We start from the raw sequence: 11,739 nt of genomic DNA, 5'->3' as shown, positions 1-11,739 counted from the left end.
TGAACGAAGACCATGCTGCGCATTAACGACAAGATCAGTATCGAAGACTGGGAAGTGACCGAACAGTTCATCCGCGCCTCGGGGCCGGGCGGGCAGAACGTCAACAAGGTCTCGACTGCCGTGGAACTGCGGTTCGAGGCCGCCCGCTCGCCCAACCTGCCCGATCCGGTCAAGAGCCGCCTGCGCCGCCTGGCCGGGCGGCGCTGGACCAAGGAGGGCGCGGTGGTGCTGCAGGTTGACGAGACCCGCAGCCAGGCCCGCAACCGCGAGATCGCCCGCGACCGGCTGACCGAACTGATCCGCGCAGCCTGCGAAAAGCCCAAACGCCGCATCCCCACGCGCCCGACGCTGGGGTCCAAGAAACGCCGGCTGAAGGCCAAGAAGGTGCGCGGTGAGGTCAAATCCATGCGTGGGAAAGTGGATCCCTCGGATTCATGACAGAAGTCCCAAAGTCGCGGAATCAAGGGCAAAGCCCGCCGCGACCAGCGCCTGCCCGTCCCGGCGGGCTGGCGCTTTGTCGACGTTGGTACATCGCTCATTCGACGCGATGACTTGGCAGAGATAAAGCGCGCAGAACGGATGTCGTGGCGCCACCCCACGGACAGGCGCTGGTCGCGGCAGCCGACGCCTCCGGGGCGCTGGAAACCCTCAACAAAACAATAAGTTAAACGTCAGCCTTCCTGCCCTTATGTTTCGCGCGCGAAACATTGGGACAGCTTTGCTGACCTTGTCAGAACCGCTCGAGCAGCCGTTCGAGATACTCGATCTCCTCGTCCGGGCGTTCCCCCTCGCCCGAGCGACGGCGGATCTCGTCGAGCAGCTCGCGCGCCCGGCGATAGACGTCCTCGCCCTGCAACATGCCCTCTTCGGTGCCCAGCTGGCCGTTCGAACCGGCGTCGCGGCCCAGCGGATCGCGTTGGGTGCCCGGATCCGATCCATCGGCCATGCCCTGCTGGCCCTGGTTCTGCTGCTGCTGTTCCGCCAGCGCCTCGCCCAGATTGCGCATCCCTTCGCGGAGCGCCTCCATGGCTTCGGACTGGCGGTCGATGGCCTCGGCCAGATCGCCGTCGCGCAGGGCATTCTCGGCCCCGTCCATCGCACCCTCGGCGCGGCCCAGCGCCTCGGCGGCGCGTTCGCCCGCCTCGGTCCCCGCGCCCGGCAGGTTGCCGCGCTGGCGGTTGAGCTCGTCGCGCAGCGCCTGCTGGCGGTCGGCGAGGCTGTCTTCCATCGACTGGCCGCCCTGACCCTGACCCTGCTGCTGGTCGCCGCTGCCCTGACCCTGCTGCTGGCCCTGACCCTGACCGCCCTGGCCTTGCTGGCTGTGCTGCTGACCGCGGCCCTGGCCGCCGTCGCGGCCCTCGTTGCCCTGGTTCTGGCCCTGGTTGGCGCCGGGGTTGAACTGCTCCTGCAGGTCGCGGAAGGCCTGATCCGACAGGCCCTGCTGTTCGCGCAGGGTCTCCGCCAGCCCCTCCATCGCCTGCTGACCGGGCGACTGGCCCTGCTGGCCGGGGCCCTGGGTGACCTGCATGTTCTCCATCATCTGGCGGAGCTGGTCGAGCGCCTCCTGCGCCTCGGCCATGCGGCCCTGTTCCATCAGCTCCTGGATGCGGTCCATCATCTGCTGGAGATCGCTCTGGCTCATCTCCATCATGTCGCCCTGCTGCTGTTGCTGCTGGGCCATGTCGCCGTTCTGGTCGCGCTGCTGCTGCGCCTGACGGCTGAGCTGGCGGAGGTATTCGTCGGTGGCCTGGCGCAGCTCTTGCATCAGCTCGGCGATCTCCTGATCGCTGGCGCCGTTCTTCATCGCCTCCGACAGCCGGTCCTGCGCGCGCTGCAGCCGTTCCAGCGCGTCGTCCAGATCGCCCTCTTCCAGCAAGAGCGCCAGATCCCACATCGCATCGGCCAGTTCCTGCTGCTGCTGCACGGTCATGTCATGCGCGGCGAAAAGCTCGGTCCGGCGGATGATCGTGCGCAGGCGCAGGTAATGCACCGCGCTGCGGAACATGTCGTCGGGCCGGTGCGACACGGCGCGCAGCACCTGCGCGGCCGCGCGGGCGTTGTCGCGGTTCCAGAGCAGCGCGCGGCGCTGTTCGATCACCGCCGCCGCCATCGGGTCAAAGAACCGCCGTCCCGGCAGCGGCAGCACCTCGGGTTCCGACAGTCCAGTCTGCCCGGCGTCGTCCTCGACCGTCAGTTCCAGCCGCACGGGCAGGTTGGCCCAGGGATGTTCCGAGAAATTCTCGATCAGCGTCTCGGTAAATTCGGCCCGGTCGCCCGCGATGGGCATCGGCAGGGGCACTTCGATCGTGGGGCGCGCCTCGGGGTCGATGGTCAGGCCGTAGCGGCGGTCGACCTCGTCCAGCGCCAGGGTAAAGCGGGCGGTGCCGGCGACGATTCCATAATCGTCCTGCGCCGCGTAGGGGATCTGGGCGTTGCCGTCATAGCTGACCTCGACCTCGCCTTCGCGCGCGACAGAGGGCGCGCCGTCGGGGGTCATCGCCACCTCCCACGCGCGGCCGCCGGGGCCGTCGATGGCGATGCGGCCCGATTGTACCACGTCGAAATCCTGCGCCGTCGCTGTCGCGCCGTCCTCGGGCGCGAGGGGCGCGCCCGACACGGATTCGGTGACGCTGAGCGCGCCGACCTCCCCGTACATCCGCAGCGTGATGCGGGCGCCCTGCGGCACGTTCATCGACTGGGCGGTGATGTCGTTGAGATAGATCGACGGCAGGCGGGTGTAGGCGGGCGGCTCCATCCAGCCTTCCCAGGTCGGGCCAGAGGTCAGCCCGCCGTCTCCGGGGGCCATGGCGGTGACCGATTGCACCCGCAGGAACGATCCAAAGACCAGCGCGGTGCTGAAGGCCAGCAGCGCCACATAGCGCAGCGCGAACGGATCGGCGCGGGACACCCGCAGGTCGGGCTCGACCGCGCGAGCCTCGGCCAGTTTGGCGCGCATCCTTGCCTGGTGCGCGCGCCATACAGCGAGCGACGCGGCGTCCTCGGCCCCAATGGCCTGATTGTCGAGCGCGGCCTGGATCGGGTTGCCCTTCAGCGTCTGGTCCAGCCGGGCCAGCGCGCCGTCGCGGGTGGGCCAGTGAAACCGGCGCACCCCGTGCCCCAGCGTCCAGAGCATCGCCAGCACCAGAACGCCCGCAGCCCCCCAGACCCATTCGACGCGCACCATGTCCTGCACGCCCAGCATCAGCAGCGCCAGCGCGACGAAAATCACCGACCACAGTGGCCAGAAACACCGCACCACTCGCTCCGCCAGCATGCCCCAATGGGTCAGGCGCAGCGGCCACTTTACGGCGCGGTAAATCTCGGTCGGGACGGTCGCGTTAGAGGACATTCATGCTCCTGCGGGTCGGGACCGCAGGAGGAATGCCCTACAGCCATTCTGGAATGGTATCGCGATTTATCATTTCGTCAAAGCTGGGGCGGGGTCGGATGACAGCGAATTGATCGCCATGCACCAGAACCTCGGGAATCAGCGGGCGCGAATTGTACTCGCTGGACATGACCGCACCGTAAGCGCCCGCCGAACGGAAGGCGATCAGGTCATCGGCCTTGAGCGGCGGCAGCATCCGCCCCTTGGCGAAAGTGTCGCCGGATTCGCAGACCGGGCCGACCACGTCATAGGGCACCTTTTCGGCCCCGGGTTCCGCCTGCACCACCGGAACGATGTCGTGATAGGCGTCGTACATGGCCGGTCGAATGAGGTCGTTCATCGCCCCGTCGAGGATCAGGAACTGTCGGTCCTCGCCCTGCTTCACATAGATCACCCGGCTGACCAGAATACCGGCATTGCCGACGATCAGGCGGCCCGGCTCGATCTCGACCTCGCAGCCCAGATGCCCGACCGTGCGCTGGATCATCGCGCCGAAATCGGTGGGCAGCGGCGGGGCGACGTTGCTGGGCGTGTAGGGAATGCCAAGCCCGCCGCCCAGATCGAGGCGGCTGATCTCGTGCCCCTCGGCGCGCAGCATTTCGGTCAGCTCGGCCACCTTGCGGTAGGCCAGCTCGAACGGTTCCAGCTCGGTCAGTTGGCTGCCGATGTGCACGTCGATGCCGATGACCTTCAGGCCGGGCAGGGCGGCGGCCTCGGCATAGACCTCTTTGGCGCGGGAAATCGGGATGCCGAACTTGTTTTCCGACTTGCCGGTCGAGATCTTGGCATGGGTGCGCGCGTCGACGTCCGGGTTGACGCGGATGGTGATCGGCACCGTGACCCCCATGGCGCCGGCGATCTCGGAGATGACCTGCATCTCGGGCTCGGATTCGACGTTGAACTGGCGGATGCCGCCCTCAAGCGCCAGGCGCACCTCGTCGCGGGTCTTGCCCACGCCGGAAAACACGATCCGCTCGCCGGGCACCCCGGCGGCGCGGGCGCGGCGGTATTCGCCGCCCGACACCACGTCCATGCCCGCGCCCTCGGCCGCGAGCGTCTTCAGAATCGCCTGGTTGCTGGCCGCCTTCATCGCGTAGCAGACCAGATGCGGGCCCCAGTCCAGCGCCTCGTCGAAAAGCCGGAAGTGGCGCACCAGCGTGGCTGTGGAATAAAGGTAGAACGGCGTGCCGACCGATGCGGCGATCTCGGCCACGGGCACGTCCTCGGCATGCAGCGCCCCGTCGCGATAGAGAAAGTGGTCCATGTCAAAAGGTCCCGCTGCGCCGCGTGTCCATCACACGCGCCCCGGCGCATAATGCAAATCGCGCGCGATGAAAACACCGCGCGCGACAGGGGGCAAACACTGCGAGGGCAAGTCGCATAACCGCGCTCCGTCAGGGGATGCCGGAGGCAGCACGGTCCGCCCACGTTGCACGGACACCGGAATGGTGTCCGCTTGGGTCTGGGACGATCGGGTCGATGCCCTATTGGAACGTAACGTGATTCTCCTTAAACGGGAAATAAAAATTGCAAAATACAACCAAGGTCGGCATTGCTTCGCCGCTTCAATCGCGGATCGGGCGCGACCGCAGGTAAAGATACAGCGGCAGCCCGCAGCTGACGCCGATGCAATAGATCGCCGGGATGGCGATCAGGCCGCTCCAGTTGCGGCGCACCGCGACCTCGGCGAGGATCCAGAGCGTCAGCGTGACGGCGGCGATGGTCAGGTCCCAGACCAGCCCGCTGGTGGCGTCGTTGACATACCAGGTGTCGATCATCGGACCGAGCTGCCAGCCGTGTTCGAGGAACCAGCTGACGAAGTAGTACATCGGATGGATCGCGCCCCAAACGGCGAGCGCCAGCCAGAGGTATCGCAGCGGGGGCATGGTCACTGTTCCGCCGTCTCGGATTTGGGCTCTGGCCGCAACGGATCGCCGTCCGCGCCGCAGGCGGCGAGGGCCAGCAAAGTCAGAATCATGACCGTTCTCATCCCAGACGCTCCTTCCACCGCGCGATCTGCTCGCGCACCCGAACCGGGGCCGTGCCGCCATAGCTGGTGCGGCTGGCCACGGAATTATGCACGCCCAGCACGTCGAAGACATCGGCGGTGATGGCGGCGTGAACCGACTGCATATCCTCCAAGCTCAGATCCGGCAGATCGCAGCCCTTGCCCTCGGCCATGGCCACCAGCGCGCCGGTGACGTGATGCGCGTCGCGGAAAGGTAGCCCGGTTTCGCGCACCAGCCAGTCCGCCAGATCGGTGGCGGTGCTGAACCCGGCGCTGGCCGCCCCTTCCAGGGCATGTTTGTTGGGGGCCATGTCGCGGACCATGCCCTCCATCGCGGCCAGCGCCAGCATCAGGTTGTCGGCGGCGTCGAAGACCTGTTCCTTGTCCTCCTGCATGTCCTTGGAATAGGTCAGCGGCAGGCCCTTCATCACCATCATCAGCGCCACGTTCGCACCGAAGATGCGCCCGACCTTGGCACGGATCAGTTCGGCCGCGTCGGGGTTCTTTTTCTGCGGCATGATCGACGAGCCGGTGGAGAACCGATCCGACAGGGTGACAAAGCGGAACTGGGCCGAGGACCAGATCACCAGCTCTTCGGCGAAGCGGCTGAGGTGCATGGCGCAGATGCTGGCGGTGCTCAGGAACTCCAGCGCAAAGTCGCGGTCGCTGACCGCGTCCAGCGAATTGGCCATGGGCCGGTCAAAGCCAAGCGCCTCTGCGGTCATCTCGCGGTCGATGGCAAAGCCGGTACCGGCCAGCGCCGCGGCGCCCAGCGGCGATTCGTTCATCCGTGCGCGGGCGTCGCGCACGCGGGAAAGGTCGCGGGCGAACATCTCGACATAGGCCATCATGTGATGGCCCCAGGAGACGGGCTGCGCGGTCTGCAGATGGGTGAAACCGGGCATCACCCAGTCGGCCCCGGCCTCGGCCTGGCCGAGGAGCGCACGCAAGAGCGCGAGGAGGCCGCCTTCGAAGGCGTCGAGCTGATCGCGCACCCAGAGCCGAAAATCGGTCGCCACCTGGTCGTTGCGCGACCGCCCGGTGTGCAGACGCCCGGCGGGATCGCCGATCAGCTCTTTCAGCCGTGCCTCGACGTTCATGTGGATGTCCTCCAGCGCGGTCGAGAATTGAAACGTGCCGCCCTCGATCTCTGACAACACCGTGAGCAGCCCTTCCCGGATCGCCTCGGCGTCGTTATCAGTGATGATGTCCGTGGCCGCCAGCATGGCGGCATGGGCCCGCGATCCGGCGATGTCCTGTGCCGCCATCCGCTGGTCAAATCCGATCGAGGCGTTAATTGCCTCCATGATCGCATCTGGCCCGGCGGCGAACCGGCCGCCCCACATCTGGTTCGAGGATTTGTCCGACATGACCCACCTTTCCGGAGGAAGAATGAAACAGCTTGTTCTCGCAGCCCTCTATACCGCCGCCGTGACGCTTGCAAATCCGGCCGCGGCCGACACCGCCGCCGCCGAGGCACTGCGCGAGGGCGACATGAAGAAGCTGGTCTTCCACGCCGAACCGCAGGCGTCGGGCACGGCGGATTTCATCACCTTCGAAGGCGACCCGCTGAACCTGGCGGATTGGCGGGGCAAATGGCTCTTGGTGAACTTCTGGGCCACATGGTGCGCGCCCTGCCGCAAGGAAATGCCCATGCTGGCCGAGATCCAGTCCGAACTGGGCGGCGACAATTTCGAGGTGGTCACAATCGCCACCACCCGCAACGCGCCCCCCGCGATGAAGAAATTCTTCGACGAGGTCGGGATCGCCAACCTGCCGCTGCACCGCGATCCCGGATCGGTGCTGGCGCGCGAGATGGGGGTGCTGGGCCTGCCGGTGACGGTCATCCTCAACCCCGATGGCCAGGAGGTCGCCCGCCTGCGCGGCGATGCCGACTGGTCGTCGGACAGCGCCAAGGCGGTGTTGCGGGCGCTTCTGCCATCGGGCTGAAAAAAAGGGGCCGGTCGCCCGGCCCCATCACTGGTTAATTCTGTAAGCACTTAATGCTGCATGAAAATCGGTCCAGCCCCGGAAACGGTTTTTACCGGTAGGCTGCCGCGATCTGGCGAATCCGGGTGGTCTGGCCGGTCTGGTGGTCCTTGCGCCAGCCGCTCAGCGTCGTGCCCATCGCGTCCAGCGTCAGCCGGCCCGAGCCGATCAGCCCGTCGAGCCCGTATTCGCGATATTCCAGCACGCCGCCGGTGTCGCGGGTGACGCGGGTGCGCGCCTCCTGAAAGCCGTCGGCATGGGTGATGGTATAGCTGCACTTGCCGACGCTGCGCTGGCAACGGTGCGGCGCATACGAGGTGACCTTGCCGTCGGCGTCGATCTGGCGGACAATCTCGCCCCGGGCGTTGGTCAGATAGCTGCCGACGTAATCTGCGGCCTTGCCGTGACCGGCATAGGCGTCGAACCGAAAGAGGCCCGTGTCCGAGGCGCGCCGCACGTGGGTAAACACGTCGCCGTCGCTGTCGAGAACCATGACCGAGCCGGGGGCGATCCGGTCGGCCTTCCACGCGATATCCGCGGTCGAGGCCGTCGCGATCAGGGTGGTCAGGGCAGCGAGAAGAAGCGCACGCATATCGGTACTCCGGGTCACAGGCCCCCACCTGATGCGTTCGGTAATGCGGCAGAAATGGGGCATCTGGCAACAGGTTTTGGCCACAATGCGCCGTTTGGGCCCCGATGCGGCAACAATCTGGCAGGATCGCCAGGGGCGGTTTCCGGACGCCGCCCCAATCGCTCCACATTTCCGCCGCCTTCCTGCCGAATCGCTTGCCGCGGACCGGGGTCGGCGCCGCACAGGCCGTCCGGCCCTTATTGACGAATGCCGCAGGGCTCGCGAAGGTCCGGTTCCGGTAACTTTCGGCAGGCCGGATGCGCTGGCAGTCCGAACCACCCCGACAGAAAGGCAGGCTTGATGACCAAGGACGTCTCGACCGAGGAAGACCAGACCGAAGCCGCCCGCCGCCGCGCGCGCGGGGAATTCGTGCGCGGCGTCAGCGGGTTCCGGCACGCCATCGGCGATCCGGACTTTCCGGCGGAACCGGGGCGGTATCATCTTTTCGTGGCGCTGAATTGTCCGTGGTGCCATCGCGTGACCCTGGCGCGCGCGGTCCTGGGGTTGCAGGACAGCGTCACGCTGGACGTGGCCTTTCCCAACCGCACCGGCGAGGACGACCCGGCCGGCCCGAACCTCTGGGAATTCGCGCCGCGCCGCGTGGCGTCCCTGACCGGCGCGCCCTTGCCCGAATGCACCACAGAGACCGGGACCGGCGATAGCCTGCGGCTGGCCAAGGAAATCTATCGGCGCGAGGGGTCCGACGAGCAATCGCTTCCGGTCCTCTACGACAAGATCGCGGGCCGGATCGTCAACAACGAGAGCGCCGAGATCCTTCGGATGCTCGATACCCATGCCGAGGCTCTGGGCAGCACCGCCCAGGACCGCCCGGCGCTGATGCCGGAGGATCCCGGGCAGCAAGCCGCCATCGCGGCCTTGAACGAGCGAATATACGTCACGATCAACAACGGGGCCTACAAAGCGGGGTTTTCATCGGATCAGGGGGTCTATGCCAAGGCGTTCGCGGCCTATTTCGAAACCCTTGGCGCGCTGGAAGAGCTGCTGTCGGACGGCCGCGCCTTCCTGACCGGCGGCACCTTTACCGAAGCCGATCTGCGGCTCTTTCCGACGCTCTACCGGCACGATCCGGTCTATTACCTGCGCATGAAGCTGAACGGGGCGCATATCCTGGATTACCAGAACCTTTGGCGGTGGCTGTGCCGGGTCCATGCGCTTGACGGGGTGGCCGGGGCCGGGTCGCTGGTCCACTGCCGCCAGGGCTATTTCGGGCGGTCCTGGAATACGGTCGTGCCGCTGGGCCCGATGGTGCCGATGCCCTACCCGGATGCCTACGCTCATCCCGAACTGGCACGGCAGGGACCGGGCGGCAGGACGTAACCGGGGCCGCGCCCCCCGGTTGCCGGCCGTCGGTCGGACCGCTTGGCCAAGGCCGGCAATTGACGCCCCGTGAAACCCTGCTAACAGAGTGCCCATGTTGGAAATCTTCCTGAAAACCGTGCCGTTCTTCGGGCTGATCGGTCTGGGCTACGGTGCCGGACGGACGGGGTTTTTCAGCGAAGAGGCGACGGCGTGGCTGACCAAATTCGTCTTTTATTTCGCGCTCTCGGCCATGTTGTTCCGGTTTTCCGCCAACCTGAGCTTTGCCGAGATCTTCGATGCGCGGCTGGCCGCCGCCTATCTCTGGGGCACGGCGTTCACCTATGGCATCGCCATGGCGGTGGCGTTCATCCGCGGCATCGGCGTGCGCACTGCCGCGATCGAGGCGCAATGCGCGGCCATCGGCAACACCGGCTTTCTGGGCGTGCCGATGCTGGCGCTGCTACTGGGGCAAGAGGCCGTGGGGCCGATTATCCTTGTGCTGGCCATCGACCTGATCGTGTTCTCGTCGCTTCTGGTGATTCTCGTGACCGGCTCGACCGAGGGGCGGATGTCGTTCGGCATCCTGCGGACGGTGGGGCTGGGGCTTTTGAAGAACCCGATGATCGTCTCGATCTCTCTGGGGCTCGTCGTGTCGGCCAGCGGGGTGGAGCCGCCGGTGGTGGTCAACGAATTCGTCACCATCCTGGGCAATGCGGCGACGCCGGGGGCGCTCTTTGCCATCGGGGCGTCGCTGGCCAGCAAATCCGCCGAACGGCTGGTGGTCGCGGGATGGCTGAGTTTCTGCAAGCTGATCCTGCATCCGCTCTTCGTGGGGCTGGCGGCTTTCCTGTTCTTCCCGGTCAATCCGTTCCAGGCGGCTGTGGTGGTGTCGGCGGCGGCTTTGCCGGTGGCGGGCAACGTCTTTATCCTGGCGCAGCACTACGGAATCGCGCCGCACAGGGTGTCGGCCTCGATCCTGATTTCGACCACCGCCAGCATCGTGACGGTCAGTGCGGTGATCGCCTGGGTCACCGGCTGAGCCTTGCCCGCCCCCCGCCGTTGGGTTAGCCCATTGGCGAGAGCGAGGTGCACGACATGAAGACAATTTCCGAGAACCGCAGTTTCGGTGGCGTGCAGGGGGTCTATTCCCACGCGTCGGCGGCCTGCAATTGCGACATGACCTTTGGCCTGTTCCTGCCAGAAGAGACCGCGCATGGCCCGGTGCCGGTGCTGTGGTATCTGTCGGGCCTGACCTGCACGCATGAAAACGCCATGACCAAGGCTGGCGCGCAGGGCTGGGCGGCCGAGCATGGGATCGCGCTGGTCTTTCCCGACACCTCGCCGCGGGGCGAGGATGTCGCCGATGACGAGAGCTACGATCTGGGCAAGGGTGCAGGGTTTTACGTGAACGCCGCACAAGACCCCTGGGCGCCGCATTACCGGATGTGGGACTACGTGGCCGAAGAGCTGCCCGCCCTGCTGGCGGAGCATTTCGCCATCGACCCCGAGCGTCAGGCGATCACCGGTCATTCCATGGGCGGGCATGGCGCGCTGACGCTGGCGATGGCGCATCCCGGGCGGTTCCGGTCGGTCTCGGCCTTCGCGCCCATCGCGCATCCGAGCGTCAGCGATTGGGGCCGCAAGCAGCTGGGGGCGTATCTGGGCGATGACGAAAGCGCCTGGGCGCGGCACGACGCGACGCTGCAGATGCGCGACGTGGGCTTCGATGGCCCGGTGCTGATCGACCAGGGCGGCAGCGACCAGTTCCTCGATCTGCTCAAGCCCGAGGCTCTGGCCGAGGCCATGGCGGCGCGGCGGCAGGAAGGCGTCTTCCGGATGCAGAAAGGCTATGACCACAGCTATTTCTTCATCTCGACCCTCATGGAGGATCACGTGGCCTTCCACGCCGAGGCGCTCTACGCTTGACCACGCTCTTTATCGACGCCGACGCCTGCCCGGTGAAGGCGGAGGCCGAGCGCGTGGCGACGCGCCACAAGGTGCCGGTCAAGGTTGTGTCGAACGGCGGACTGCGGCCCTCGCAGAACCCGCTCGTGGAAAACGTGATCGTCGATGCCGGGCCGGATGTGGCCGATATGTGGATCGCCGAACGGGCGGGCCGGGGCGATGTCGTGGTGACCGGGGATATTCCGCTGGCGGCGAAATGCGTCGGGGCAGGAGCGCGGGTGCTGCGGCACAACGGCGAGGCGTTCACCGAGGCCAATATCGGCCAGCAGTTGGCGATGCGCGATCTGATGGCCGACCTGCGCGCCGCCGACCCGTTCCGGCAGGGCGGCGGCAAGGGCTTTACAAAGGCCGACCGCTCCCGTTTTCTGGACGCGCTTGAGCGGGAACTGCGCGCCGCTTTGCGGTAAGGGCGCGTTTTCTTGAAAAGAAAACGATCCG

11 protein-coding genes are annotated in these 11,739 nt (G+C 66.6%); 6 read left to right on the top strand and 5 right to left on the bottom strand.

Annotated features, from left to right (window positions below; translation table 11 throughout):
• The first annotated feature begins 12 nt into the window (after nt 1–12).
• A complete protein-coding gene (gene arfB, locus RXV88_RS05585) occupies nt 13–438 on the top strand; it encodes an alternative ribosome rescue aminoacyl-tRNA hydrolase ArfB (protein ID WP_316291118.1) in 426 nt (141 codons plus the stop codon).
• 292 nt (nt 439–730) lie between these two features.
• Here the strand turns inward: arfB and RXV88_RS05580 are convergent, their stop codons facing one another.
• The 4 genes from RXV88_RS05580 to argH form a co-directional block, all read right to left on the bottom strand.
• Complete coding sequence (locus RXV88_RS05580) at nt 731–3,349, bottom strand: TIGR02302 family protein (protein WP_316291117.1); 2,619 nt, start codon at nt 3,347–3,349, stop codon at nt 731–733.
• Between the two features lie 37 nt (nt 3,350–3,386).
• Nucleotides 3,387–4,652 (bottom strand): diaminopimelate decarboxylase, encoded by a 1,266-nt coding sequence (lysA, locus tag RXV88_RS05575; protein WP_316291116.1) that lies wholly within the window; start codon nt 4,650–4,652, stop codon nt 3,387–3,389.
• A 301-nt stretch (nt 4,653–4,953) separates the two neighbouring features.
• The gene (locus RXV88_RS05570) at nt 4,954–5,274 is read right to left on the bottom strand and encodes a DUF2834 domain-containing protein (protein ID WP_316291115.1); all 321 of its coding nucleotides are present in this window, start codon (nt 5,272–5,274) and stop codon (nt 4,954–4,956) included.
• A 100-nt stretch (nt 5,275–5,374) separates the two neighbouring features.
• Nucleotides 5,375–6,766, bottom strand: coding sequence for an argininosuccinate lyase (gene argH, locus RXV88_RS05565; protein WP_316291114.1), 1,392 nt, complete (start codon nt 6,764–6,766; stop codon nt 5,375–5,377).
• Between the two features lie 22 nt (nt 6,767–6,788).
• On the opposite strand from argH, the gene RXV88_RS05560 reads away from it, so the two are divergent.
• A complete protein-coding gene (locus tag RXV88_RS05560) occupies nt 6,789–7,346 on the top strand; it encodes a TlpA disulfide reductase family protein (RefSeq protein ID WP_316291113.1) in 558 nt (185 codons plus the stop codon).
• Between the two features lie 91 nt (nt 7,347–7,437).
• On the opposite strand, the gene RXV88_RS05555 is transcribed toward RXV88_RS05560, so the two are convergent.
• Entirely contained in the window at nt 7,438–7,977 is a 540-nt protein-coding gene (locus tag RXV88_RS05555; protein WP_316291112.1) for a hypothetical protein, read from the bottom strand.
• Between the two features lie 339 nt (nt 7,978–8,316).
• On the opposite strand from RXV88_RS05555, the gene RXV88_RS05550 reads away from it, so the two are divergent.
• The 4 genes from RXV88_RS05550 to RXV88_RS05535 all read left to right on the top strand — a co-directional run bounded on the left by RXV88_RS05550 (nt 8,317) and on the right by RXV88_RS05535 (nt 11,708).
• Complete coding sequence (locus tag RXV88_RS05550) at nt 8,317–9,354, top strand: glutathione S-transferase C-terminal domain-containing protein (RefSeq protein WP_316291111.1); 1,038 nt, start codon at nt 8,317–8,319, stop codon at nt 9,352–9,354.
• A 94-nt stretch (nt 9,355–9,448) separates the two neighbouring features.
• Nucleotides 9,449–10,375 (top strand): AEC family transporter, encoded by a 927-nt coding sequence (locus tag RXV88_RS05545; protein WP_316291110.1) that lies wholly within the window; start codon nt 9,449–9,451, stop codon nt 10,373–10,375.
• Between the two features lie 56 nt (nt 10,376–10,431).
• A complete protein-coding gene (gene fghA, locus RXV88_RS05540) occupies nt 10,432–11,262 on the top strand; it encodes an S-formylglutathione hydrolase (RefSeq protein ID WP_316291109.1) in 831 nt (276 codons plus the stop codon).
• Entirely contained in the window at nt 11,259–11,708 is a 450-nt protein-coding gene (locus tag RXV88_RS05535; protein ID WP_316291108.1) for a YaiI/YqxD family protein, read from the top strand. The genes fghA and RXV88_RS05535 overlap by 4 nt, the downstream gene beginning before the upstream one ends.
• Nucleotides 11,709–11,739: the final 31 nt, after the last annotated feature.

The sequence above is a fragment of the Aestuariicoccus sp. MJ-SS9 genome (genome assembly GCF_032586235.1).
GTDB lineage: Bacteria > Pseudomonadota > Alphaproteobacteria > Rhodobacterales > Rhodobacteraceae > Aestuariicoccus.
The sequence above is the reverse complement of the archived record's forward strand: the minus strand, read 5'-3'. Positions and strand labels throughout refer to the sequence as shown.

Coding starts and splice junctions, on each gene's coding strand:
- arfB (WP_316291118.1), top strand. CDS start 13: ATGCTGCGCATTAACGACAAGATCAGTATCGAAGACTGGGAAGTGACC.
- RXV88_RS05580 (WP_316291117.1), bottom strand. CDS start 3,349: ATGTCCTCTAACGCGACCGTCCCGACCGAGATTTACCGCGCCGTAAAG.
- lysA (WP_316291116.1), bottom strand. CDS start 4,652: ATGGACCACTTTCTCTATCGCGACGGGGCGCTGCATGCCGAGGACGTG.
- RXV88_RS05570 (WP_316291115.1), bottom strand. CDS start 5,274: ATGCCCCCGCTGCGATACCTCTGGCTGGCGCTCGCCGTTTGGGGCGCG.
- argH (WP_316291114.1), bottom strand. CDS start 6,766: ATGTCGGACAAATCCTCGAACCAGATGTGGGGCGGCCGGTTCGCCGCC.
- RXV88_RS05560 (WP_316291113.1), top strand. CDS start 6,789: ATGAAACAGCTTGTTCTCGCAGCCCTCTATACCGCCGCCGTGACGCTT.
- RXV88_RS05555 (WP_316291112.1), bottom strand. CDS start 7,977: ATGCGTGCGCTTCTTCTCGCTGCCCTGACCACCCTGATCGCGACGGCC.
- RXV88_RS05550 (WP_316291111.1), top strand. CDS start 8,317: ATGACCAAGGACGTCTCGACCGAGGAAGACCAGACCGAAGCCGCCCGC.
- RXV88_RS05545 (WP_316291110.1), top strand. CDS start 9,449: ATGTTGGAAATCTTCCTGAAAACCGTGCCGTTCTTCGGGCTGATCGGT.
- fghA (WP_316291109.1), top strand. CDS start 10,432: ATGAAGACAATTTCCGAGAACCGCAGTTTCGGTGGCGTGCAGGGGGTC.